Genomic DNA, 24,567 nt, shown 5'->3' on the forward strand with positions numbered 1-24,567 from the left:
ACGAATGGGCCGGCGTACCGGTCAGCCAGACACGGAGCGTGATGCCCGTGGATCCGGGCACCGCGACGAGCGTGATACCTGAGAGGAACAAAGATGCCTCTCAGGTATCACGCTCGCCGGGCCGGTGCCCTCCCGGGCCGCGACACGCCGAGTCCGTCAGGCGGGGCCGCGCCGGCGCTGCTGTTCGGTGCGCCACCAGCGGTAGATCAGCACCGCGCTGGCGATCAGGCCGAGGCCGGCGGGGGCGGCGGCGTACCAGTTGACGCCGCCCGGCGAGCTGACCGCCGCGCCGATCGCGGCGTACCCGAACGCGGTCGGGGCGGAGGCGATCACGCTGCCGACGAGGTACGGCAGCACCCGCGCGCCGGTGGTGCCGTAGCCGTAGCTGACCAGGCCGAAGCCGGCGATGGGCAGCAGCCGGACGGTGACCACCCCGATCACGCTCTGCCGGCTGAACCAGCCGTCGAGCCGGGCCAGCCGGCCCCGCACCCGTTCCGCGACGAACTCCCGGCCCAGCACCCGGCCGACGGCGAAGCCGATCGCCGCGGCGAGCAGGGCCGCGCCGAGCGCGTACGCGGCGCCTTCCAGCGGGCCGAAGATGGCGCCGGACGCGAGCGTGACGAAGGTGCGGGGGACCAGCGCCACCAGGAGCAGCGCCCCGGCGACGATCGCCGCGACCGGGGCGTACCCGTCGAGGGCGGCGGCGAGCTGCGGCAGCTGGGCGACGTCGGGTCGGGGCGCCACCAGCAGCAGCACCCCGAACCCGGCGAGCAGGAGCAGCAGCAGGGCGAAGCGTCGCGCCGACGGCTGCCCGAGCAGCCGCCGGCCGGCGGGGATCATGCCCGGTCGGCGGCGGCCACCGCGGCGCGGCGCTCGGAGCGGAGCCGGTCGGCCCAGGTGTCGTCCAGCGGCGGGAGCTGGTGCACCCCGGTGGCCCAGCGCAGCAGCAGGTCGGCCAGGGCCGGGTTGCGGGCCAGCGCCGGCCCGTGCGAGTACGTGCCGAGCAGCTTGCCGCGCCAGGCGCCCTCGGTGGCACCGTCGTTGCCCACCCCGGCGGTGACCCGGGCCAGCGGCGAGACGCCGGGGCCGAGGTGGGTCCGCCCGCCGTGGTTCTCGAACCCGGACAGGGCCGGTACGCCCAGCCGCGGGTCGATCTCGCCGGCCAGTTCGCCGACGGCCCGGGTGGGGCCGCGGTCGGACGAGAGGTCGAGCAGTTCCAGCCCGGCGTACCTGGTGCCCTTGGCGAAGAAGGAGGTGCCGAGGAGCTGGTAGCCGGCGCAGACGCCGAAGACCACCGAGCCCTGGGCGACCGCCCGGTGCAGGCCACCGTCGGCGAGCAGCCGCTGGGCGCCGAGCGCCTGCGGGCCGTCCTCGCCACCGCCGATCAGGTAGACGTCGGCGGTGGCGGGCAGCCGCTGGTCCGAGCGGACCTCCAGCACCTCGACCGGCATCCCGCGCAGCTGCGCCCGGCGGGCCAGGATCAGCATGTTGCCCCGGTCGCCATAGGTGGAGAGCAGGTCGGGGTAGATCCAGACGATGCGCAGGCTCTCAGTTGACACGGTCCAACTCCGCTCGGATGTCCTGGAAGGCGGTGTAGTTCGCGATGACCTCCAGCCGGCCCGGCGGGACCGCCCGGACCGCCTCGTTGAACGTCCGCACGTGCTGGAAGGGCACGCCGTTGACGTCGAGCCGGACCGCCAGGTCGTACGCCCGGTCGCCGGTGATCAGCACCTGCCGGCCGCGCAGCGGGGCGAAGTCGACGTCGAAGAGCCAGGAGGTGTCCAGCCCGTCGGGGTCGCGGGCGTTGATGGAGAGCAGGGTGGGCGCCTCGTCGGCCATGTCGAACGCCTCCAGCCAGCTGGCCGGGTTCTTGGCCAGCAGCAGCCGGATGTTGCGCCCGTCCCGGTCGACCTGCGCGTAGCGGCCCGCGACGGAGGCGACGGTGCCGAGCTGGAGCACCGCGTCCACGGGCCGGACGCCGAACTCGGCGGCGACGGCCAGCGCGGTCGCGGCGTTGCCGACGTTGACCTTGCCGGGGAGTTGGAGCTTGACCTTGTGCCAGGCGCCGGTCGGGTCGAGGACGCCGTCGTCGTCCACGGTCCACTGCGGCTCGGGCCGGCGCAGCGGGCAGCCGGTGCACCACCACCGCTCCCCGGAACGCTGGATGGTGGAGCCGCACTCGGGGCAGACCCAGGAGTCGTCGTGCCAGCGCTGGCCGGCGCTGAACCAGGTGACGTGCGGCGGGTTGATCCCCCGGGCCGGGTCGCCCGGTGGGGTGGCCGCCCAGACCACCAGCGGGTCGTCGGCGTTGGCCACCACCCGCACGTCGGCGTGCCGGACCAGCGCGGCGCGCCAGAGCTGCGCCATCATGGCGACCTCCTTGGCCCGGTCCAGCTGGTCGCGGGAGAGGTTGAGCAGCGCCACGACGTGCGGCTCGGTGGCCTCCAGCACCTGCGCGAGGTAGTGCTCGTCCACCTCCAGCACCGCGTACGGGGTGCTGCCGGCCTTGGCCAGCGCGGAGGTGTGGCCGGTCGGCATGTTGGCGCCGAAGGAGTTGGTGGCGACCCGGCCGAGCACGCCGACGGCCGCGGCGGCGAGTCGGGTGGTGGTGGTCTTGCCGTTGGTACCGGAGACCAGCGCGATGGCGCGGCCGGCGGAGAGGTGGGCCAGCAGGTCGGGGTCGATCTTCAGCCCGATCCAGCCGCCGATCACCGAGCCGTCGCCCCGGCCGGCGGCCCGCGACAGCGCCGCGGCGGTCCGCGACACCGAGCTGGCCACCTTTGCCCGCAGGGGCATCTTCGCGTCCGTCACCCGAGCGAGGTTACCGGACCCGCACGCCCGCCAGATCGCCGCCGACGGCGAACCGTTCGGCCGGTTCCGGCCGGGCGTCCGGTCGCCCCGCGCTCCGCCGGACGGAGTCGATCTATGTCGGGTAGCGGACGCGGCGCGGGGGGTGCTCCGGCCCTCCACTCCGCTCCACCCCTTTTGACGTGCTCTTTTGCCTAGGACGGCGACGCGCCACGCGGGCGTTTCCGGTTGCAGGTGGAGGGAAGTGGAGTAGAGTGGGGCGCGATGGTGAGGCCGGGAGGGCCCACCGGCCCGGGGGGTCAGCGGCACCGCGAATGCCGCTAAAGGGCGAGGGGGGTAGGGCCGATGTTCCTCGGCACCCACACCCCACGCCTGGACGACAAAGGCCGGTTGATCCTCCCGGCGAAGTTCCGGGACGAGCTGGCGGGGGGTGTCGTGATCACCAAAGGGCAGGATCGCTGCCTCTATGTCTTCCCCACGCCCGAGTTCCAGCGGATCGCCGACCAGTTGCGCGCGCAGCCCATGACGCACAAGGCGGCCCGGGCCTACAGCCGGGTCTTCTTCGCCAGCGCGCACGACGAGGTCCCCGACAAACAGGGGCGGGTCACCATCCCGGCCCACCTCCGGTCGTACGCCGCGCTCGACCGGGAGCTGGTGGTGATCGGGGCGAGCACCCGGGTGGAGATCTGGGACAAGGCGGCCTGGGAGACCTACCTCGCGGAGAGCGAAGACGACTTCGCCGACATCGAGGAGGGGGTGCTGCCCGGCGGCCTGTAGGGCGGGCGACGCCCGACGTACTGCGAGATCTCCAGCCGCTTTCGAGTTCCTGGCACCCCTTCCCCGGTGCCAGGCGCACGATCAGTCTCCGGGGCCGCGGCCCGGGAGGTGAAGCGGGAGCGGATGGGGATCTGGCGGTACGACGGCACGGCGTCGTCCGACGAGCAGGGTCGCAGGACCGAACGGAACGTTTCAACCAATGGGGGTCGACATGGGGGAGCTACGCGGCACGCACGTGCCGGTGCTGCTCGAGAGGTGTCTCGAGCTGCTGGCCCCCGCGCTGGACCGGGGCGGCCGGACGGTGCACGTCGACGCGACGCTGGGGCTGGCCGGGCACGCCGAGGCGGTGCTGGAACGGCACCCGCACACGGTGCTGATCGGCCTGGACCGGGACACCGAGGCCCTCGCCCACGCGCGGGTCCGGCTGGCCCGCTTCGCCGACCGGATCCACCTGGAGCACGCCGTCTACGACGAGCTGCCCGAGGTGCTGGCGCGGCTCGGCTACCCGGGCATCGACGGGATCCTGTTTGACCTCGGGGTCTCCTCGTTGCAGCTGGACGCGCCCGACCGCGGGTTCGCGTACGCCCAGGACGCGCCGCTGGACATGCGGATGGACCAGACCAGGGGGGTGACCGCCGAGGAGGTGGTCAACACCTACGCCCACCCGGACCTGGCCCGGGTGCTGCGGGTCTACGGCGAGGAGAAGTTCGCCGGGCGGATCGCCTCGGCGATCATCCGGGAGCGCGAGCGGGGCCGGATCACCTCCTCGGCCCGGTTGGCCGAGCTGGTCAGGGAGAGCATTCCGGCACCAGCCCGACGAACCGGGGGACACCCGGCCAAGAGGACGTTTCAGGCTTTACGGATCGAGGTAAACAGGGAGCTGGCAGCGCTGGAGACGGCGCTGCCAGCCGCTCTCGACACGCTCAACGTGGGCGGCCGCATGGTGGTCCTGTCCTACCACTCGCTGGAGGACCGGCTCACCAAGCACGCGCTCGCCGACCGGGTCCGCAGCAAGGGCCCGGTCGACCTCCCGGTGGAACTTCCCGGGTCGGGCCCGACGTTCCGGCTGCTCAGCCGGGGTGCCGAGCTTCCCGGGGAGGCGGAGGTCGCCGTGAACCCGCGCGCCGCCTCGGTGCGCCTGCGGGCCGCGGAACGACTCGACCCGACCGCCGGGCAGCAGGGGCGGACCGACCGCGAACGGTACCGCCGCCGGGTCAAGGCGATGCACCAACCGGGGACGGGGTCGACACCGGGTTCCACAGTGGACCCGGAGTCGACGCCGGGGGACGGCAGAGGGACGGACGAAGAGGGGGAGGGAACATGAACGTCAACAAGCGCGACGGCCGGGAGGCCGTCGGGCAGCGCGCACCGCGGTCGGGGGGCCGGACCGCGGCGCAGTACACCACGCGCGCCGGCCGGCAGGAGGAGACTCGCGCCCGGGGGGCGCGCGAGTTCCCGACCCAGGGCAGCGCCGCGCTGCGGCCGGCCGAGAAGGTCGCCGCCACCACGGCCGGTACGCCCCGGCTGCGGGTCGCGCCGCCGCCGCCGGTGCGGGTGCCGCAGGCGCCGTTCGCGGCGCTGATCGTGGTGCTGGTCGTCGGCGGGGTGCTGGGCATCCTGGCCGTCAACACGAAGATCAACGAGAACGCCTTCAAGCTCCAGCAGCTCCAGCAGCAGCAGGCCGGCCTCGACGTGGACGAGCAGCAGCTGAACAAGCAGATCGAGTTGGCTCAGGAGCCGGGCAACCTGACCGCCGAGGCGCTCAAGCTCGGCCTGGTCAAGGCCGATGAGCCGGCCTACATCCGGCTGCCGGACGGCCGGATGATCGGCGTGCCGCAGCCCGCCAACGGGCAGCCGGCGATCACCAGCCAGCAGGGCAACGGGGGATAGCAGTGCCGCCGAGATCGGACGAACCGCGCCGGGACCCCACCACGGGCTCCCGGCGCGGCCCGTCCCGGGCCGGGGCCGGCCGGGGCGGGGACCCGCGCGCCGGCGAGCCGGGCGTCGGCGGGATCTCCGACGCCCGGGCGTACACGCCCAGGGGCCGGACCATCCGGGAGAGCAGCGAGGACCGGGCCGGCGGCCGCGAGGAGCGGGCCGGCCAGCGGCGTACCCCCCGGGCCGGCCGCTCCGGCGACCCGTTCCGCCCGGCGTTGCAGGTGCTCGACGGCGGACGGGCCGGGGTGCGCGCCGGGCGGCGGGACGCCGCACCGGCCGCCCGTGCCGGCGTCATCCGTACCGTCCCGGCCCGGCCGGCCTGGCCGGACGACGAGGAGGAGCTGACGCCGCCGCGTCGCCGCGCCGGCGGGCGCGCGCCGCGCCGGCCGGACCGCCCGGCGGCCCGCCGTCCCTCCCGCAAGCCGCGCCGGCCGCCGAAGCTGGCCGAGCCGCGCCGCCGGCTGCGGCTGGGCACCATGCTGGTCCTGGCGCTCTTCGTCACCATCGGCATCCGGCTGGTCTTCATCCAGGCCGTGGACACCCCGGCGTACGCGGGCGCCGGCCTCGACTCCCGGCTCACCCGGGTCGACCTGCCCGCCCCGCGCGGCGCGATCGTCGACCGTACCGGCGCCTCGCTGGCCCGCAGCGTCGAGGCCCGGTACGTCTTCGCCGACCCAACCCGGGTCAAGGACGGCGCGACCACCGCCCGGCTGCTCTCGCCGCTGCTCGGCGTGCCCGCCTCCGAACTGGCCGAGAAGATGAAGCGGCGCGGCAATTCGCAGTTCCAGTACCTGGCCCGGGGCGTCGACATCGCCAAGGCCAAGCAGATCGAGGCGCTCGACCTCGAGGGCATCGGTACCCACCGCGACGAGCGGCGCGAGGTGCCCGGCGGCGACCTGGCCGCCAACCTGGTCGGCTTCGTCAGCCAGGACATGAACGGCCTGGAAGGCCTGGAGATGCGCTATGACAAGCTGCTCCAGGGACAGGACGGCAAGCGGGTCTACGAGGCCGGGCAGGGCGACCTGGACGCGCCCATCCCCGGCGGCTACAGCCAGACCACCCCGGCCAAGCCGGGCAGCTCGCTGATGCTCACCATCGACCGGGACCTGCAGTTCCAGGGGCAGCAGGTGCTCAAGCGGCAGATGGCGCAGGTCAAGGGGAGCGTCGGCGCGCTGGTGGCACTGGACGTGAAGACCGGCGACGTGCTGGCCCAGGCCAGCCACCCCAGCTACAACGCGGCCGATCCGGGGTCGAGCCGGCCGACCGACCGGGAGGACGCGGCGACCAGCTTCGTGGTCGACCCGGGCTCGGTGCACAAGGCGATCACCTTCGGCGCGGCGTTGCAGGAGGGGGTGATCACCCCGGACACCACCCTGCCCATCCCCAACACCATCACCCAGGGCGACACGACCTTCTCCGACACCCACCCGGCGAACGGCCGGCGGATGAGCCTGCCCGGGATGATGGCCTTCTCGTCCAACGTCGGCACCATCGAGATCGCCGACAAGCTCGGCCAGGACCGGCTGATCGACTACCAGAAGCGGTTCGGGCTGGGGACGGCCACCGGCGAGGGGATGCCGGGAGAGGCCGCCGGGCGGCTGCTGCCCGCCGACGAGTGGAGCGAGTCGTCGTACGGGTCGGTGCCGATCGGGCACAGCGTGGACGCCACGCCCCTGCAGATGGCCGCCGCGTACGCCACCATCGCCAACGACGGCACCTACGTCCAGCCGCACCTGATCAAGGAGGTCATCGGGGGGGACGGGAAGCGCACACCGGCCGAGCCGCCGGTCACCCGGCCGGTGCTCAGCCCGCAGAACGCCGCCGCGCTGCGCACCATCCTGGAGGCGGTGACGACCGTGGACGGGGCGACCGGCGTGGCCGCGGCGGTGCCCGGCTACCGGGTGGCCGGCAAGACCGGCACCGGCTGGCGGCTGGTCGACGGCGAGAAACAGCCCGGCGAGGTCGGCTCGTTCATCGGCATGGCCCCGGCGGAGAAGCCCCGGTACGTGGTGGCGGTGTTCGTGTGGAGCCCCGGCGGCGAGGGCGGCACGGTGGCCGCCCCCGCCTTCCGCGAGATGATGGGTTTCACGCTGCGGCACTACCGGGTTCCCCCGTCCGGCGGCAAGGCTCCCAAGTTCGAGGTCTTTCCGCGCTGAGCGGCCACGGCGGGACATCATCGGTAGGTGGGGACGAACCACCGGGGCGGCTGTGCGGTCGGAACCGGACGACCGGGTAGGGTCTGACGCCGTGCCCGGCAATCCACGCCCCCGTACCGTGCCCGGAGTCCGGCTCGGCAACCTCGCCGCCCGGCTCGCCGTCGCGTCGCCGGAGGGTGCCGCCGACGTGGCGGTGACCGGGGCGACCCACGCCAGCCAGGAGGTCCGCCCCGGCGACCTGTACGCCGCGCTGCCCGGCGCCCGCCGGCACGGCGCGGAGTTCGCCGCCGCCGCCGTGGCCGCCGGCGCGGTGGCCGCGCTGACCGACCCGGCCGGCGCCGCCGAGGTGGCCGCGGCCGGCCTGCCCGCCCTGGTGGTCCCCGACCCCCGGGCGGTGCTCGGCGACCTCGCCTCCGCCGTCTACGGCGACCCGACCGCGGGGCTGACCGTGATCGGGATCACCGGCACCGCCGGCAAGACCTCGACCGCCTACCTGGTCGAGTCCGGCCTGCGCGCCGCCGGGCACACCACCGGCCTGATCGGCACCGTGGAGACCCGGCTGGGCGACCTGGTGATCGACAGCGTGCGGACCACCCCGGAGGCGACCGACCTGCACGCCATGCTCGCCGCCGCGCGCGAGCGCGGGGTGACCGCGGTGGTGATGGAGGTGTCCAGCCACGCCCTGGCGATGGGGCGGGTCGGCGGGGTCCGGTTCACCGTCGGCGGCTACACCAACTTCGGCTCCGACCACCTCGACTTCCACGCCGACTCGGCCGACTACTTCGCGGCCAAGGCGCGGCTCTTCGACGGCCGCTGCGCGGTCGAGATGCTCAACCACGACGACCCGGCGCTGCGTCCGCTGTTCAAGCCCGCCACGGTCAGCTACTCGGCGGCCGGCGACCGCGCCGCCACCTGGTGGGCCGACGAGGTCGGCGGCGAGGGGTACGCCCAGCGCTTCACCGTCCACGGCCCCGCCGGCCTGGTGCTGCCCGCCGGGGTGGCGCTGCCCGGCCGACACAACGTGGCCAACGCGCTGCTGGCCATCGCCAGCCTGGTGGCCGTGGGGGTCGACCCGGCGACCGCCGTCGAGGGGGTGGCCGCCTGCGGCGGCGTCCCGGGGCGGCTGGAGCTGGTCAGCACGGCCGGTCCGGTGCGCGGCGTGGTCGACTACGCGCACAAGTCCGACGCCATCGTGGCCGCCCTGGCAGCGCTGCGCGAGCTGAGCGCGGGGCGGCTGATCTGCCTGATCGGCGCGGGTGGGGACCGGGACCGGGGCAAGCGGCCGGTGATGGGCGCCGCCGCGGCCCAGGGCGCCGACGTGGTGCTGGTGACCGACGACAACCCGCGCACCGAGGACCCGGCCGCGATCCGGGCCGAGGTGCTGGCCGGGGCGTACGCGGCCGGCACGGTCGCCCGGATCATCGAGGCCCCGGGCCGGCGGGCCGCCATCGCCGAGGCGGTCCGGCTCGCCGAGCCGGGCGACGTGGTGGCGCTGCTCGGCAAGGGGCACGAGCGCGGCCAGGAGGTCGGTGGCGAGGTGCACCCGTTCGACGACCGGGTGGAGCTGGCGGAGGCGCTGGGCGCCCGCTTCGGGGACCTGGCGGGTCGACGGTGATCCCGCTGAGCCTGGCCGAGGTCGCCTCGGCCGTCGACGGCCGCCTCGTCGGCGCCGACCCGGACGCCCGGGTCACCGGCCCGGTCGAGTTCGACTCGCGCAAGGTCACCGCCGGCGCGTTCTTCGTCGCGTTCCCCGGGGAGAAGGTCGACGGGCACGACTACGCGGCCCGCGCGGTGGACGCGGGCGCGGTGGCGGTGCTGGGCACCCGCGAGGTGCCCGGAGTGCCGATGGTGCTGGTGGGCGACGCGCTGACCGCGATGGGCCGGCTGGCCCGCGCCGTGGTGGACCGGCTGCCGGAGCTGACCGTGATCGGGCTGACCGGCTCGTCGGGCAAGACCACCACCAAGGACCTGATCGCCCAGGTGACCGTCCGGCTCGGCCCGACGGTGGCCCCGCCCGGCTCGTTCAACAACGAGCTGGGGCACCCGTACACGGCGTTGCAGGCCACGCCGGAGACACGGTTCCTGGTGCTGGAGAAGGGTGCCCGCGGGGTGGGGCACGTGCGCTACCTCTGCGACGTGGTGCCACCGCGGATCTCCGTGGTGCTCAACGTCGGGGTGGCGCACCTCGGCGAGTTCGGCTCGGTGGAGAACATCGCCCTGGCCAAGGGGGAGCTGGTCGAGGCGCTGCCGGCCGACGGGCTGGCCGTGCTCAACGCCGACGACCCGCTGGTGGACGCCATGGCGGCGCGCACCGGCGCCCGGGTGGTCCGGTACGGCGAGGCGGCGCACGCCGACGTCCGGGCGGTCGAGGTGACCCTCGACGACCGGGGCCGGCCGTCGTACACCCTGGTCACCCCGGAGGGGAGCGCGCCGGTGCGGCTCGGGCTGACCGGCCGGCACCAGGTCTCCAACTCGCTGGCCGCGGCGGCGGTGGCCCGCGAGCTCGGGATGCCGCCGGCCGAGGTGGCCGTGGCCCTGGGCGAGCTGGGGCTGGTCTCCACCCGGCGGATGGACGTCTTCGACCGGCCCGACGGGGTGACCGTGATCGACGACTCGTACAACGCCAACCCGGCGTCGATGGCGGTGGCGCTGCGCGCGCTGGCCGGCCTGCGCCGCGAGGGGCGTATCTTTGCCGCGCTCGGCTACATGGCCGAGCTGGGCGACTTCGAACGCGACGGGCACCGGGAGGTCGGCCGGCTCGCGGCGGAGCTGGGTGTGGACCGGCTGCTCGTGGTGGGCGAGCCGGCGGCGCCGATCCACGAGGGCGCGACAGCGGTAAGTGACTGGGGAGGAGAGTCGGTGCTGCTCACCGATCAGGCGGCGGCCGTCGAGGTGCTGCGCAGCGAGCTACGACCGGGCGACGCGGTCCTGGTGAAGGGCTCCCGGTACCGCACCTGGGAGGTGGCCGACGCGCTGCGCGCCGACGCCGCCGGGAACGAGGGCGCTGCATGAGGGCGGTCATCATCGCCGTCGGCGTGGCGTTCCTGGTCTCGCTGCTCGGCACCCCGATCGCGATCAAGGTGTTCACCCGGCTCAAGGCGGGCCAGCCGATCCGGGCCGAGGGCCCGGCGATGCACCAGACCAAGAAGGGCACGCCGACGATGGGCGGCGTGGTCTTCATCCTGGCCACGGTGATCGCGTACGTCGCCGGCCACCTCGCGCTGACCACCCTGCCGGACGCGCAGATCGCCCAGGTGGAGCCGACCATCACCGCGCTGGTGCTGCTCGGCCTGATGGTCTTCTCCGGCGCGGTCGGCTTCATCGACGACTTCCTGAAGGTCCGCAAGCGGCACAGCGGCGGCCTGAACAAGCGCGGCAAGCTGGCCGGCCAGATCCTGGTCGGGGCGATCTTCGGCGTCGTGGCGCTCTACTTCCCGAGCACCATGTACGACGCGTCGGGCGCCCGGACCAACGCGGAGACGGTGGGCAGCACGACGCTCAGCTTCATCCGGGACATCCCGGCGCTGGACCTGACGAAGGTCGGCGCGGTCGTCCTGTTCATCTTCGTGGTGATGGCCGCGACCAACGGGGTGAACCTCACCGACGGCCTGGACGGCCTCGCCACCGGCGCCTCGGTGATGGTCCTCGCCGCGTACGCGCTGATCGCGTTCTGGCAGTACCGGCACTGGTGCGCCGACTCGACCTACACCGCCAACCCGAACAACTACTGCTACACCGTCCGGGACCCGCTGGAGATCGCGCTGATCGCCGGGGCGGCGGCCGGGGCCTGCGTCGGCTTCCTCTGGTGGAACACCTCGCCGGCCCGGATCTTCATGGGCGACACCGGCGCGCTCGGGCTGGGCGGTCTGATCGCCGGCATGGCGATGTCCACCCGGACCATCCTGCTGTTGCCGATCATCGGCGGGCTGTTCGTGATCATCACCATGTCGGTGGTGATCCAGATCATCTCCTTCCGGACCACCGGCAAGCGGGTGTTCCGGATGTCGCCGCTGCAGCACCACTTCGAGCTTGCCGGCTGGAGCGAGGTCAACATCGTGGTGCGGTTCTGGATCATCGCCGGGATCGGCGTCGCCATCGCCCTCGGCCTGTTCTACAGCGACTTCCTGGCCAGCATGAGCTGAGCCGCGACGCCAGCCTCGGGCCGGGCCGGGCCGAGGCCAGCCCGGGCTGGGCCGCGACGCCGCGCACGGGGGTCCCACTCAGCTGAGGGGCCCCCGTCGCGCATTCCGACACGCCGGCCGGGCCGAACGGCGGGAACGGGCCCGGCGAAGCGGCGATGATGGGCTCGTGGGGGAGGACCGAGGCGGCACCGGCACGACGACGACGGCGGAGACCCAGGCACGGCGGGTCGCGGGCGCGGGGCGTACCGCCGACCCGCCGGCGGCGATCACCGGTCTGGACGCGGCCGGCGGCCTGGCGGCGCTGCGCGGCCTGCTGGCCCGCCCGCTGGCCTCCTACTACCTGCTGCTCTCCAGCGCCGGCCTGCTGCTGCTGATCGGCCTGACCATGGTCTTCTCCGCGACCAGCGTCAAGGACTACGCCGAGGCCGGCGACGCCTCGGCGTCGCTGGTCAAGCAGACGATCTTCGCGGTGATCGGCATCGTCGCGTTCTGGGCCTGCCAGCGGCTGCCCGCCCGGAGCTTCCGCGCCCTGGGCCGGCCGGTGCTCGGGGTGGCCGTGGTGCTCCTGCTCCTGCTCAACCTGCTCGTCGCGCTGGAGTCACTGTTCCGAATCAAGTCGGTCGGCCCGCTCCGCGCCCACCTGCTCTGGCTCTACCTCGGGCCGGTCCAGGTGCAGCCCGTCGAGCTGGCCAAGCTGGCCTTGGCGCTGTGGGGCGCGCACGTGCTGGCCCGCAAGGGCGCCGCGCTGGGCTGGTGGAAGGAGCTGGCCACCCCGCTCTTCCCGGTGGTCGGCTTGCTCTTCGTGCTGGTCGGCTACAACGATCTGGGCAGCATGCTCTGCCTGCTGGCCCTGGTGGTCGGTCTGCTCTGGGCGGCCGGGGTGCGGATGCGCGTCTTCGCCACGCTCTCCGCGATCGGCCTGCTCGGGATCGGCCTGCTGGTCGCGGTGGCGTCCCTCGGCGCCGGCTCCGGGGCCCGGGGCGAGGAGAACTACCGGCTGGCCCGCCTCACCTTGTTCTTCAACCCCCCCGATCCGACGACCTGCTTCGAGACCTGGTGCTACCAGATCGTCCAGGCCCGCAATGCGATCGAGCACGGCGGCTGGTTCGGCGTCGGGCTCGGCAAGAGCAGCTTCAAGTTCGGCTGGCTGCCCGAGGCGCACAACGACTTCATCTTCGCGATCATCGCCGAGGAACTGGGCGTGGTGGGCTGCACCGTGGTGCTGGTGCTCTTCGCCGTGCTGGCCTACACCGGGCTGCGCATCGCCCGCCGGGTGGACGACCCGTTCCGCCGACTGGCCGCCGCCGCAGTCACCACCTGGCTGGTCGGCCAGGCGGTGATCAACATCGGTGGCGTGATCGGTCTGCTGCCGCTGACCGGCGTCCCGCTGCCGTTCATCTCCGACGGCGGGAGCGCCCTGGTGGTGACGCTCGCCGCGGTCGGCATGCTCGCCTCGTTCGCCCGCGCCGAGCCCGACGCGGCCCGAGCCCTGCATGCCCGTCCGCCGGCCCGGTGGGTCCGACTAGTCTGGGCCCCGTTGCCGCCGCTTCCCGGCCGGCGTCGCCGCCCGGCGCCGCCACCGGCTGCCCGAGGGTCCGTGCCCCGGGCGCGAACGCGGCGGTCCGACGACCAGGCCGCACCGCGTGACGGCCGGCAGGGCCGGACCCGGGGCGGGACGGCGAACGAGAGGAGACGCTGATGGGTCCGCTGCGTTCGGTGGTGCTCTGCGGAGGAGGCACGGGTGGGCACATCTACCCGCTGCTCGCCTTTGCCGACTGCCTGCGCCGACACGACCCGGGCGTCCGGATCACCTGCCTGGGCACCCCGAAGGGCCTGGAGAACGAGCTGATCCCGCCGGCCGGCTACGACCTGCGGCAGATCCCGGCGTACCAGTTGCCCCGCTCGGTCAACATGAGCCTGGTGCGCACCCCGGACCGGATGTGGAAGGCGGCCCGCGCCGCGGGCAAGGTGATCGACGAGGTGGGGGCCGAGGTCGTGGTCGGCTTCGGCGGGTACGTCTCCGTCCCCGGCTACCTCGCCGCCTGGCGCCGCGAGCTGCCGATCGTCATCCACGAGGTGAACGTGCCGCCGGGCGTGGCGAACCGGCTCGGCATGAAGTTCACCAGGAACGTCGCGGTGGGCTTCCCGCACCAGCCGGCGCAGGCCGAGTCGCTGCGCGACGCCCGGGTGGTCGGCGTGCCGCTGCGCCGCGGCATCGCCGGGCTGGACCGCAACGCCCTGCGCGACGCCGCCCGGGCCCACTTCGGGCTCCGCCCCGACCTGCCGGTGCTCTTCGTCGCCGGCGGCTCGCAGGGCGCCCGCTCGATCAACCTGGCGGTCTCCGGCGCGGCCAAGGAGCTGGCCCGCAACGGCGTGCAGGTGCTGCACGTGATGGGCGCGCGCAACGAGCCGGTGCCGATCCCCACCGACCTGCCGGTGCCGTACGTCGCGCTGCCCTACCTGTCCGAGATGGAGCTGGGCTACGCCGCCGCCGACCTGATGCTGGGCCGCGGCGGGGCGATGACCTGCGCCGAGGTGGCCGCCATCGGGCTGCCCGCCATCTACGTGCCGTACCCGCACAGCAACCAGGAGCAGAAGCGCAACGCGCTGCCCGTGGTGGAGGCCGGCGGCGGGCTGCTCGTCGACGACGCCGAGCTGACCCCGGACTGGCTGGAGCGGACGGTCATCCCGCTGGTCCGGGACCCTCGCCGGCTCGCCGCGATGGGTGCCGCCGCGGCCGCGTACGGGCGGCGGGACGGCGACGTCGCGCTGCTGAACTTCGTCTATGAGGCGGTGGCCCGGTGAGTGGGCACGCCGCGACGGGAAGGTACTCGGAATGAACACCGCGCAGTTCACCCCGGCCGGCACGCTCACCGCGGAGGATCTGGGTCGGATCCACCTGATCGGGGTGGGCGGGGTCGGCATGAGCGGCCTGGCCCGGCTCTTCCTCACCCGCGGCCTGCCGGTCTCCGGCAGCGAGCTGCGCGATTGGCCGTCCCTGGCCGGGCTGCGGGCGCTCGGCGGGACGATCCACATGAGCCACGAGGTGGCCAACCTCGACGGCGTGGACACCGTGGTCTACTCCTCCGCCATCCCGCAGGACCACCTGGAGATGGTTGAGGCCCGCCGGCGCGGCCTGCGGGTGCTGCACCGCTCCGAGGCGCTCGCCGCGGCGATGACCGGCCGCCGGACGGTGGCGGTCGCCGGCACCCACGGCAAGACCACCACCACCTCGATGGTCACCATGGTGCTCCAGCAGGCCGGGGTGGACCCGTCCTTCGTCATCGGCGGGGAGATCTCCGAGGTCGGCTCCGGCGCGCACCACGGCACCGGCGAGTACTTCGTGGTCGAGGCGGACGAGAGCGACCGCTCGTTCCTGATCTACCGCCCGTACGTCTCGATCATCACCAACATCGAGGCGGACCACCTCAACACGTACGGCGACCTGGCCAACCTGGAGGCGGCCTTCGCCGAGTTCGCCCGGCTCACCGACCCGGACGGTGTCATCATCACCTGCGCCGACGACCCGGGCGGCCGCCGGCTGGCCGAGACGCTGCGCGCCGAGGGCCGCCGGGTGCACACCTACGGCGAGTCGGTCGACGCCGACCTGCGGCTGCGCGAGATGGCGTCCTCGGCGCAGGGGGTCCGCTACCTGGCCGAGATCGACGGCCGTTCGCTGGGCGAGATCCGGCTGCCGATCCCCGGCCGGCACATGGGGCTCAACAGCGCCTCGGCGGTGCTCGCCGCGTACCTGCTGGAGCTGCCGGTCGAGGCGGCCGAGGCGGCGCTGGGCGCGTTCCCCGGCGTACGCCGGCGCTTCGAGCGCAAGGGCGTCGCCGACGGCGTGCTGGTCTACGACGAGTACGCGTACCACCCGACCTCGATGACGTTGGCGTTGCAGACGCTGCGCGAGGTGGCCGGGGACGGCCGGCTGATCGTGGTCTTCCAGCCCTACCGGCTCTACCGCACCCGGGACCTCCAGGCGGAGATGGCCGCCGCGCTGGGCATCGCCGACGAGCTGGTGCTGCTGGAGGTCTTCGGGCCGGGTGAGCTGCGCCAGCCGGGGGAGGGCTCGGCCGCCCTGGTCGAGGCGGTGCCGCTGCCCGCGGGGCAGAAGGTCTTCGTCGACTCCTGGGAGGACGCGCCGATCGAGGTGGCGAAGCGGGCCCGATCCGGCGACGTGGTGGTGACCATGGGTGCGCCGCCGATCTCGCTGATGGGCGACCAGCTGCTCGACGCCCTGGCCGCGCGGACCGGCGTCGCCGACCCGACGGCCCTCGGTATGGCCGTCGGCCCGGACGGCGCGGCCTCCGCCGCCGGATGAGCCCGGGCCCGGCACGGGGCCGTACCGCCGGCCCGGACGGCGGCGGCTCCCGGCGCGGCCCGGTCCGGCGCTGGCAGCTCGTTCGGGCCGGCAGCGACGCGGTCCCGCCGTCCACCCGGCGGTTCATGGCCCGGGCCCGGCAGCGGCGGATGCGGGCGGCCCTGCCCTGGGCGGTGGCCGCCGGGGTGCTGGCCGTGGCCGCGCTGGTCGCCTGGACGATCCTCGGCACCGGGCTGTTCGGGGTCCGCGAGGTCCGCGTGGTCGGCGCGGAGCTGGTCACCCCGGTCGAGGTGCGGGACGCGGCGGCGGTGCCGGACGGGGTCCCGCTGGCCCGGGTCGACCTGGCCGCCACCGCCCGCCGGATCGGCGCGCTCGCCCCGGTCGAGCGGGCCACGGTGACCCGGGACTGGCCGGGCACGCTGGTGGTGACGGTGGTCGAGCGCACCGGGGTCGCCACGGTGCCGCGGGACGGGCAGTTCGTGGTGGTCGACGCCGACGGGGTGGTGTTCCGGACGGTGCCGAGCGCCCCGGACGGCCTGCCGGTGGTCCGGCTGGCCACCCCGGGTCCGGGCGACCCCGGCACCCGGGCCGCGCTGGAGGTGCTGGCGGTGCTCACCCCGCAGCTGCGCACGGAGCTCTCCGAGCTCACTGTGGAGGGTCTGGCCCGGATCAGCCTCACCCTCCACGGGGGCCGGACGGTCGTCTGGGGCGACGCGACCCGGGGATTGGACAAGGCGCGGGTGGCCACCGCGCTGTTGGGTCGCAAGGCCGACACGATCGACGTCAGCGCGCCTGACGTGGTGACCTTCAAGTGATTCCGCATCGGAACGTGAGCCGTCCCGCTAAGGGTGGCGACACGCCGGGCAGGTCCTTGGCTCTCGGCGTGGGGGCGCTTACGTTGCCCCGAAGGGGATCAGTGGTTGACATAACTGTGAGCCTCTAGTAGAGGGTGAGGGTTTACCTCTGATCCTCTGTGGTGACAGCTGTCGTCGACCGCCGGTCTGGCCACGCCGTACCCGGTCGGGGCGATGCCAATCTCGAAGGGAAAGGACCGGAGATGACACCTCCGCACAACTACCTGGCGGTCATCAAGGTCGTCGGCATCGGTGGCGGCGGCGTCAACGCCGTCAACCGGATGATCGAGGTTGGGCTCAAGGGCGTCGAGTTCATCGCGATCAACACTGACGCGCAGGCGCTGCTGATGAGTGACGCCGACGTCAAGCTCGACGTCGGCCGGGAGTTGACCCGGGGTCTCGGCGCCGGCGCCAACCCGGACGTCGGCAAGAACGCCGCCGAGGACCACCGCGACGAGATCGAGGAGGTGCTCAAGGGCGCCGACATGGTCTTCGTGACCTGCGGCGAGGGCGGCGGCACCGGCACCGGCGGCGCGCCGGTGGTGGCCAACATCGCCCGCAAGCTCGGCGCGCTCACCATCGGCGTGGTGACCCGGCCGTTCTCCTTCGAGGGCAAGCGCCGCCAGGTGCAGGCCGAGTCCGGCATAGACGAGCTGCGCAACCAGTGCGACACGCTGATCGTCATCCCGAACGACCGGCTGCTGGCGCTCGGCGACCGCAACATTTCCATGATGGACGCCTTCCGCACGGCCGACCAGGTGCTCCTGTCCGGTGTCCAGGGCATCACCGACCTGATCACCACCCCGGGTCTGATCAACCTGGACTTCGCCGACGTCAAGAGCGTGATGAGCGGTGCCGGGAGTGCCTTGATGGGCATCGGCAGCGCCCGCGGCGAGAACCGCGCGGTGGAGGCGGCCGAGGCGGCCATCTCCAGCCCGCTGCTGGAGCAGAGCATGGACGGCGCCCGGGGCGTGCTGCTCTCCATCGCCGGCGGCTCCGACCTCGGCCTCTTCGAGATCAACGACGCGGCCCAGCTGGTCACCGACGCGGCCCACCCGGATGCCAACATCATCTTTGGCGCGGTCATCGACGACGCGCTCGGCGACGAGGTGCGGGTCACCGTCATCGCGGCCGGCTTCGACGGCGGCGCGCCCGCGTACAAGGCGGCCGAGGCGCCGCGCAAGACCAACCAGAACCAGCCGGCGTCGCACAACCCGCCGGTCGCCCCGCAGGCGACCATGCCGGCCCCGCAGCAGTCGCCGCGCCGGGTGCTCTTCGACGACGTGGACGTGCCCGACTTCCTCAAGAACGGTTCCTGAGTTCCGCCGATGACCGATCAACCAACCACGGTACGGCCCGACCGGCGTGCCGAACTCGCGGCCGGGCTGGCCCGGGTCCGCGCCCGGATCGCCGACGCCTGCGCCGCCGCCGGACGGGACCGTGCCGAGGTCACCATGATCGCGGTGACCAAGACGTACCCGGCCGGCGACGTGGTCGCGCTGGCCGGGCTCGGGGTGACTGACATGGGGGAGAACCGCGACCAGGAGGCCGCCCCGAAGGCGGCCGAGGTGGCCGTGGCCGGGGTGGCCGCCCGCTGGCACTTCATCGGGCAGCTGCAACGCAACAAGGCCCGCTCGGTGGTCCGGTACGCCGACGTCGTGCACTCGGTGGACAGCGTCCGGCTGGCCCGGGCCCTGGACGCCGCCGCGTCGGCCGGCCGGGACCGGCCGCTGGAGGCGCTGGTGCAGGTCAGCATCGACGGGGACCCGGCGCGCGGTGGCGCGCTGCCGGACTCGGCCGATCCGGACCGCGGCCTGGGCCCGGTGGCCGAGGCGCTGGCCGGGGCCGGCGGGCTGCGGCTGGCCGGGCTGATGGCGGTGGCGCCGGTGGGCTGGGAGCCGGAGCGGGCCTTCGCCCGGCTCGCCGAGGTGGCGGCGCGCTTCCGCGACGGGCACCCGGAGGCCACGGCGCTCTCCGCGGGCATGAGCGGCGACCTGGAACCGGCCATCGCGTACGGCGCGACACATGTCCGCGTCGGCAGCGCGTTGCTCGGAATGCGTCCCACGCTGCGGTAGCCTGACCGCGGTAGAAGGAAATTACATCTGTGTTGTTCAGGAACGGCGTCCCGTTGTCGGGGGCCACGGCGGGCGGCCGCGAATCGCCCGCCGGGGGATTGCCGCTCCGATCCGGTGGGCATGGGTTGTCCACTCGTGATCAGGCGACACGGCACGGGGGTGCGTGCCGCACGGCGGACGGAGGGGCGCGGGATGGGTGCACTGCGCAAGGCGGGGGTCTGGCTCGGTCTCGTCGAGGAGGACGACGAGCGGGCCTACGACGACGGCGGCTACGACAAGCCCGGCTACCGCGACTCGCGGTACCGGTCGAGCCGGTACTCCGAGGAGTTCGCCGACGACGATGACGACGAGTCGGAGGAGCCGCCGGCGCCGCGTCCGCGGCTCGGCGAGCGGGGCCGGCTGAGCGAGCGGGGCGCGGGTCGTGCCCTGGAGGACCGGGGCGACGACGACCGTCCGGAGCGTGTCGAGCGGTCCAGCGTCCGGTCGATCACCCGCTCCGGCGCGGGGGAGACCTCGGGCGCGCTGACCTACCACACCCGGGACAACCTCGCCCTGGCCCCGCAGACCCAGCCGCGCGAGCGCGTGGTGGTGGCCGAGGAGGAGCAGCGCTACCAGATCACCACGCTGCACCCGACCACCTACCGCGAGGCGCGCACCATCGGCGAGCACTTCCGCGACGGGGTGCCCGTGATCATCAACCTCACCGAGATGGACGAGGCCGACGCCCGCCGCCTGGTGGACTTCGCCGCCGGCCTCGCGTTCGGGCTGCGCGGTACGATCGAGCGCGTGACCAACCGGGTGTTCCTGCTCTCACCGGCCAACGTCCAGGTCACCGCGGAGGACAAGGCCAAGATCGCTGAGGGCGGCTTTTTCAGCCTGAGTTAAGTCCGCCTGACCGAGGGACGTCGCCTGCCGTGTTGTCGATCGTGGTTCAAGCGCTGTACCTGATCCTGTACCTCTTCCTAATTGTGCTGTTGGCCCGATTCGTTCTCAGCGCGGTCCTCCAGTACGGTCGTCGGTGGCAACCGGGGCGCGGGGCGTCGGCGGGACTGGAATCCGTGTGGAGCGTCACTGATCCGCCTCTCAAGGCGTTGAGGCGTGTGATCCCTCCACTGCGAATTGGTAACGTGAGCATCGACCTGGCTTCACTTGTGCTCCTGGTTATCCTGTTCGTGCTGATGAGGTTTGTGTTAGATCCGCTGATCAGGAACTTCTCCTGACCAACGCGCGCTTTCGCGGCCGCAACTGACCCGAGGAGTTTCGATGCCGCTGACCCCGGCCGACGTCCATAACGTCGCCTTCAAAAAGCCGCCGATCGGCAAGCGGGGGTATGACGAGGAGGAGGTCGACGCCTTCCTGGATGAGGTCGAGCGTGAGCTTGCCCGTCTGATCGAGGAGAACAACGAGCTGCGCGCCCAGGTGGAGCGCGGCGGCCGTGGTGGCGCTCCCGCCGGCCCCGGCGGCGACGCCCGTCTCGCGGCGGAGCTCAACGACGTCAAGGCCCAGCTCGACCGGGTGCAGCGCGACAAGGCCGCAGCCGAGCAGGCCGCCCGGGCCATGCAGGCCGAGCTGGAGCAGGTCCGCGCCACCGGTGGCCCGGCCGTCGGCGCTGACGGCGAGCAGCAGGCGCTGCGGGTGCTGATGATGGCCCAGCGCACCGCCGACGACCACGTCTCCGACGCCCGCCGCGAGGCCGACCAGCTTCTCTCCGAGGCCCGGTCGAAGGCCGAGGAGGTCACCCACGAGGCGCGCGCCAAGGCCGACGCCCTCGAGCGTGACGCCCGGCAGCGGCACCAGGAGGCCATGGGCGGCCTGGACGCCAAGCGCACCGCGCTGCAGAAGCACATCGAGGAGCTCAAGCAGTTCGAGCGTGAGTACCGCACCCGGCTCAAGGCGTACCTGGAGAGCCAGCTGCGGGACCTCGACGGCCGGGGCCAGGGCCTGGAGGTTGAGATGACCCGCACCGAGGGTGCTCGCGCCGCCGGCGGCAGCGGGCTGGCCGCCGCGGGCCTCGCCGGCTCGTACGGCGGCGGTCGCTCCGGCGCTCTCGAAGCCGGTCGCTGATCCACGGTCGCCGGCCGTCGCCCGACGGTCGTCGACCGCGCCACCCGACACGACGGGGGTGAGCCGTGATAGTCGCAAGTCTGCTGCTCATCCTCGTCGCGGTCGTACTGCTGGTGCTCGGTCTCGCTGACGGCTCCAGCACCCTGTTGATCAGTTCCATCGCGGCCAGCCTGTTGGCCGCCGTCGCGTTGGTCGCGGGCGCCCGCCAGGTGGCCGCCGCCAGGGCGACGACGGGCCGGGCCGGGCCGCGCGCGGGCCGGGGATTCCGGGGTACGCCCCGCTCCACCGCCCCACCGGAGCCCTTCGCCCCGGTGGAGCCGGAGATCCCCGTCCAGCACGTTCCCACGACGATCGGCACCGGTGGCGACGGGTGGCGGCAACCGCCCGAGCCGCCGGTGACCGGCGACGCCGACCCGTGGGAGCCGCACGCCGAGATCCCGTGGGAGCCGGAGAGCCTGGCCGCGCGCCGCGCACCGGAGGCGGCGGGGCCGGCCGGCGCGTTCGAAGCCGCGCCGACCGCGGACCGGGCCGCCGACGACGGCGGCCCGTGGGAGTCGGTGAGCCCCGCGCCGGGCCGTTCCTGGCACGGCGGGGAGGCTGCCGGCGGCTGGGCGGCGGAACAGGCCGAACCGGTCGGCGGTGAGCTCGACGATGAACCGGAGGCCCAGGACGTGTCCCCCGCCGACGCCGCGCGGGTGGCCCGGCTCGACACCGCGGTGCGGGTGGTCGACGGCCGCCCCCGCTACCACCTGCTCTCCTGTCCCCGCCTGCTCGGCCGGGACGACGAGCCGCTGCCGGTCTCCGAGGCGGTCTCGCTCGGCTTCACCCCGTGCGCGGACTGCGCGCCGGACACCACCCTGCTCGCCGACGCCCGGCCGAGCTGAGTCGCGTCGATGCCCACCGAGGACCCGCTCACCGTCGCGGTACGCGTCAAGCCCGGTGCCTCCCGCGCCCGGGTCGGCGGTCGCTTCGACGGCCCGCACGGTCCCGCCCTGGTGATCGCGGTGAACGCGCCGGCGGTCGACGGGCGGGCCACCGAGGCGGCCCGGCGGGCGCTGGCCGGGGCGCTCGGCGTACGGCCGGCCGTGGTGTCGCTGCGCACCGGCGCGGCCAGCCGCGACAAGCTGTTCACCGTCGAGCGCCCGACCCCCGGGCTGACCGACGTGCTCCGCCGGCTGCGCGACGGATCGGACGGGTGAGGGCGCTCCGGGTCGGTGGCCCGTGACGCCCGGGCTGGACCACGCGCTGCTGCTCGGCGCCGCCGTCCTGCTGGTGGCGGTCGGCGCGGTCCGCTTCTCCACCCGCCTGGGCGTGCCGAGTCTGCTGGTCTACCTGGCGCTCGGGCTCGCGCTCGGGGAGGGTGGCCTCGGCATCCGCTTCGACGACGCGGAGCTGACCCGGATGCTGGGCTTCTGCGCGCTGATCGTGATCATCGCGGAGGGCGGCCTCACCGCCCGGTGGAGCACGCTGCGCCCGGTGCTCGGGCTGGCCGCCGCCCTGTCCACGGTCGGGGTGCTGGTCAGCATCCTGGTCGTCGGCCTGGTGGTGCACCTGCTGCTCGACCTGGACTGGCGGCTCGCCCTGCTCTACGGCGCGGTGCTCTCCTCCACCGACGCGGCGGCGGTCTTCGCCACGCTGCGCCGACTGCGCCTGCCGCCCCGGCTGGTGGCCACCCTGGAGGCCGAGTCGGGAATGAACGACGCCCCGGTGGTGATCCTGGTGGTGCTGCTCTCCCGCGGCGCCGAGGGCGGTCACCCCTGGTGGTACGAGGTGTTCCTGGTCGGCTACGAGCTGGGCCTCGGGGCGGCCGTCGGGGTCGCCGTCGGGCTGGCCGGCCGGTTCGCGCTGCGCCGCGCTGCGCTGCCCTCGTCGGGGCTCTACCCGATCGGCGCGGTCGGCTTCACCGTGCTGGCGTACGCGGCCGGGGCGGTGCTGCACGCCTCCGGATTCCTCGCCGTGTACGTGGCCGGGGTGCTGCTCGGCAATGCCCGGCTGCCGCACCGGCAGGCCATCCTGGGCTTCGCCGACGGGTTGGCCTGGCTGGCCCAGATCGGCCTGTTCGTGCTGCTCGGGCTGCTGGCCGCGCCGAGCCGGCTGGACGCGGCGGTGCTGCCGGCCGTGATCGTCGGGCTGGCGCTGCTGCTGGTCGCCCGGCCGCTGTCGGTGCTGGCCGCCGCGCTGCCGTTCCGGTTCAACCTGCGCGAGCAGGCGTTCCTGTCCTGGGCCGGGCTGCGCGGGGCGGTGCCGATCGTGCTCGCCACCATCCCGCTCTCCGAACGGGTGCCCGGGGCGGACGAGCTCTTCGACGCGGTCTTCGTCCTGGTGGTGATCTTCACCCTGTTGCAGGCGGGCACGCTCGCGCCGGCGGCCCGCCGGTTGCGGGTGATCGCGCCGGCCGAGCTGGCCGAGATCCGGGTGGAGACGGCACCGCTGGAGCGGATGCGGGCCGACCTGCTCCAGCTGGAGGTGCCGCCGGGTTCCCGGCTGGCCGGCGTGCACGTGGACGAGCTGCGGTTGCCGGTGGGCGCCTCGGTGACCCTGGTGCTGCGGGACGGGGCGGGGTTCGTGCCCGGCCCGGACACCCGGCTCAAGACGGGCGACAGCCTGCTGATCGTGGCCACGGCCGGGGTGCGGGACGAGGCGGAGCGGCGGTTGCGCGCGGTCAGCCGGCGAGGTCGGCTGGCCAGGTGGTTTGGCGAGTACGGCGAGGATCGGGATGGCTGATCTGCTAGCGTTCCCTTTGCCCCATTCAGGGCTTACCAGGGGCTGAATAGCGGCACGACGGTGCGCCACGTTGTCGGACGCCTGTACGTTCCGTATTCTTGCCAACCTCCGGAGTGCGCGGCCCTCATTGCCGTGCGCCCGTTTTGTTACGTGGGGACGCCAGGCCGGTGACCCCTGTCCGGATACCGCCGACCGCCGCGCTATGCGGCTGAGGGAGCTGACGATGGCGAAGCCAGCCGACACCAGGACCGCCGGTCGCAAGCCTGCGGCGAAGGCCACCCGCAGCGCGGCGGAGACCGAGAAGATCCGGGCGGCCCTGGCGGCCCGTCGGGACGAGCTGCGCGCCGAGTACGATCAGACGCTGAGCGAGATCACCGAGCTGCAGCGCGACCGGCTGACCGACTCGGCCGGGGACGACCAGGCCGACACCGGCACCAAGACGCTCGAGCGCGAGCAGGAGATCTCTCTCGCCAACAGCATCCGGGAACGGATCACGCAGGTCGAGCGGGCACTGGAGCGCCTCGACGAGGGTGGCTACGGGTGGTGCGAGCGGTGCGGGAACCCGATCCCGGTGGAGCGGCTCGCCGCCTTCCCGTCGGCGACCCTCTGCGTGACCTGCAAGCAGCTGGAGGAGCGGCGCTGATGTCCGCTCCCCGCTGACCGCGCGAGACGGTGAACCCTCACCGTCGGGACAGTCGATGGGGA

22 protein-coding genes and 1 pseudogene are annotated in these 24,567 nt (G+C 73.9%); 20 read left to right on the forward strand and 3 right to left on the reverse strand.

Annotated features, from left to right (window positions below; all coding sequences use genetic code 11):
- Positions 1-156: 156 nt before the first annotated feature.
- From ABZ807_RS11025 to ABZ807_RS11035, 3 genes are read right to left on the reverse strand one after another with little or no spacing between them, the layout of a single operon-like run.
- Positions 157-840: a VTT domain-containing protein gene (locus tag ABZ807_RS11025; RefSeq protein WP_357155290.1), complete on the reverse strand. Its 684-nt coding sequence runs from the start codon at positions 838-840 to the stop codon at positions 157-159.
- Positions 837-1,559 carry a glutamine amidotransferase gene (locus ABZ807_RS11030; protein WP_357155292.1) on the reverse strand — a complete coding sequence of 241 codons (723 nt, stop codon included), beginning with the start codon at positions 1,557-1,559 and terminating at the stop codon, positions 837-839. The genes ABZ807_RS11025 and ABZ807_RS11030 overlap by 4 nt, the downstream gene beginning before the upstream one ends.
- Positions 1,549-2,796, reverse strand: a complete 1,248-nt coding sequence (locus tag ABZ807_RS11035) for a MurT ligase domain-containing protein (protein ID WP_357155587.1) — start codon at positions 2,794-2,796, stop codon at positions 1,549-1,551. Before ABZ807_RS11035 ends, ABZ807_RS11030 begins: the two co-directional genes overlap by 11 nt.
- Before the next feature lie 357 nt (positions 2,797-3,153).
- On the opposite strand from ABZ807_RS11035, the gene mraZ reads away from it, so the two are divergent.
- From mraZ to ABZ807_RS11135, 20 genes and pseudogenes are all read left to right on the forward strand, one after another.
- On the forward strand, positions 3,154-3,585 hold the full coding sequence (mraZ, locus tag ABZ807_RS11040; RefSeq protein WP_357155294.1) for a division/cell wall cluster transcriptional repressor MraZ: 432 nt from the start codon (positions 3,154-3,156) through the stop codon (positions 3,583-3,585).
- A gap of 211 nt (positions 3,586-3,796) precedes the next feature.
- Positions 3,797-4,909 carry a 16S rRNA (cytosine(1402)-N(4))-methyltransferase RsmH gene (gene rsmH / locus ABZ807_RS11045; protein ID WP_357155589.1) on the forward strand — a complete coding sequence of 371 codons (1,113 nt, stop codon included), beginning with the start codon at positions 3,797-3,799 and terminating at the stop codon, positions 4,907-4,909.
- On the forward strand, positions 4,906-5,475 hold the full coding sequence (locus ABZ807_RS11050; RefSeq protein WP_357155296.1) for a hypothetical protein: 570 nt from the start codon (positions 4,906-4,908) through the stop codon (positions 5,473-5,475). Before rsmH ends, ABZ807_RS11050 begins: the two co-directional genes overlap by 4 nt.
- Positions 5,476-5,477: 2 nt before the next feature.
- Positions 5,478-7,679 (forward strand): penicillin-binding protein 2, encoded by a 2,202-nt coding sequence (locus ABZ807_RS11055; RefSeq protein WP_357155297.1) that lies wholly within the window; start codon positions 5,478-5,480, stop codon positions 7,677-7,679.
- 52 nt (positions 7,680-7,731) lie between these two features.
- Positions 7,732-9,294, forward strand: coding sequence for a UDP-N-acetylmuramoyl-L-alanyl-D-glutamate--2,6-diaminopimelate ligase (locus tag ABZ807_RS11060; RefSeq protein WP_357155299.1), 1,563 nt, complete (start codon positions 7,732-7,734; stop codon positions 9,292-9,294).
- Entirely contained in the window at positions 9,291-10,691 is a 1,401-nt protein-coding gene (murF, locus tag ABZ807_RS11065) for a UDP-N-acetylmuramoyl-tripeptide--D-alanyl-D-alanine ligase (protein WP_357155300.1), read from the forward strand. The genes ABZ807_RS11060 and murF overlap by 4 nt, the downstream gene beginning before the upstream one ends.
- On the forward strand, positions 10,688-11,821 hold the full coding sequence (gene mraY, locus ABZ807_RS11070) for a phospho-N-acetylmuramoyl-pentapeptide-transferase (protein ID WP_357155301.1): 1,134 nt from the start codon (positions 10,688-10,690) through the stop codon (positions 11,819-11,821). The genes murF and mraY overlap by 4 nt, the downstream gene beginning before the upstream one ends.
- 292 nt (positions 11,822-12,113) lie before the next feature.
- The gene (locus tag ABZ807_RS11075) at positions 12,114-13,520 is read left to right on the forward strand and encodes a putative peptidoglycan glycosyltransferase FtsW (protein WP_357155591.1); all 1,407 of its coding nucleotides are present in this window, start codon (positions 12,114-12,116) and stop codon (positions 13,518-13,520) included.
- A complete protein-coding gene (gene murG, locus ABZ807_RS11080) occupies positions 13,520-14,626 on the forward strand; it encodes an undecaprenyldiphospho-muramoylpentapeptide beta-N-acetylglucosaminyltransferase (RefSeq protein ID WP_357155303.1) in 1,107 nt (368 codons plus the stop codon). The genes ABZ807_RS11075 and murG overlap by 1 nt, the downstream gene beginning before the upstream one ends.
- Before the next feature lie 31 nt (positions 14,627-14,657).
- Positions 14,658-16,145 (forward strand): UDP-N-acetylmuramate--L-alanine ligase, encoded by a 1,488-nt coding sequence (gene murC / locus ABZ807_RS11085; protein WP_357155305.1) that lies wholly within the window; start codon positions 14,658-14,660, stop codon positions 16,143-16,145.
- Positions 16,142-16,960 (forward strand): FtsQ-type POTRA domain-containing protein, encoded by an 819-nt coding sequence (locus ABZ807_RS11090; RefSeq protein WP_357155307.1) that lies wholly within the window; start codon positions 16,142-16,144, stop codon positions 16,958-16,960. Before murC ends, ABZ807_RS11090 begins: the two co-directional genes overlap by 4 nt.
- Positions 16,961-17,202: 242 nt before the next feature.
- Positions 17,203-18,318, forward strand: a complete 1,116-nt coding sequence (ftsZ, locus tag ABZ807_RS11095) for a cell division protein FtsZ (RefSeq protein WP_357155309.1) — start codon at positions 17,203-17,205, stop codon at positions 18,316-18,318.
- 9 nt (positions 18,319-18,327) lie between these two features.
- Positions 18,328-19,074: a YggS family pyridoxal phosphate-dependent enzyme gene (locus tag ABZ807_RS11100; protein ID WP_357155310.1), complete on the forward strand. Its 747-nt coding sequence runs from the start codon at positions 18,328-18,330 to the stop codon at positions 19,072-19,074.
- Between the two features lie 192 nt (positions 19,075-19,266).
- The gene (sepF, locus tag ABZ807_RS11105; protein ID WP_357155312.1) at positions 19,267-19,959 is read left to right on the forward strand and encodes a cell division protein SepF; all 693 of its coding nucleotides are present in this window, start codon (positions 19,267-19,269) and stop codon (positions 19,957-19,959) included.
- Between the two features lie 29 nt (positions 19,960-19,988).
- On the forward strand, positions 19,989-20,294 hold the full coding sequence (locus ABZ807_RS11110) for a YggT family protein (RefSeq protein WP_357155314.1): 306 nt from the start codon (positions 19,989-19,991) through the stop codon (positions 20,292-20,294).
- A gap of 43 nt (positions 20,295-20,337) precedes the next feature.
- Positions 20,338-21,138: a DivIVA domain-containing protein gene (locus tag ABZ807_RS11115; RefSeq protein WP_357155316.1), complete on the forward strand. Its 801-nt coding sequence runs from the start codon at positions 20,338-20,340 to the stop codon at positions 21,136-21,138.
- Positions 21,139-21,785: 647 nt separating this feature from the next.
- Positions 21,786-22,022: pseudogene (locus tag ABZ807_RS11120) on the forward strand (hypothetical protein); the annotation flags it as partial.
- A 9-nt stretch (positions 22,023-22,031) separates the two neighbouring features.
- Positions 22,032-22,337: a DUF167 domain-containing protein gene (locus tag ABZ807_RS11125; RefSeq protein WP_357155318.1), complete on the forward strand. Its 306-nt coding sequence runs from the start codon at positions 22,032-22,034 to the stop codon at positions 22,335-22,337.
- 22 nt (positions 22,338-22,359) lie between these two features.
- Positions 22,360-23,862, forward strand: a complete 1,503-nt coding sequence (locus ABZ807_RS11130) for a potassium/proton antiporter (RefSeq protein WP_357155320.1) — start codon at positions 22,360-22,362, stop codon at positions 23,860-23,862.
- Between the two features lie 223 nt (positions 23,863-24,085).
- Positions 24,086-24,505, forward strand: a complete 420-nt coding sequence (locus tag ABZ807_RS11135) for a TraR/DksA C4-type zinc finger protein (RefSeq protein ID WP_132393424.1) — start codon at positions 24,086-24,088, stop codon at positions 24,503-24,505.
- Positions 24,506-24,567: the final 62 nt, after the last annotated feature.

It is taken from the genome of Micromonospora sp. NPDC047548 (assembly GCF_040642975.1).
Lineage (GTDB): Bacteria > Actinomycetota > Actinomycetes > Mycobacteriales > Micromonosporaceae > Micromonospora.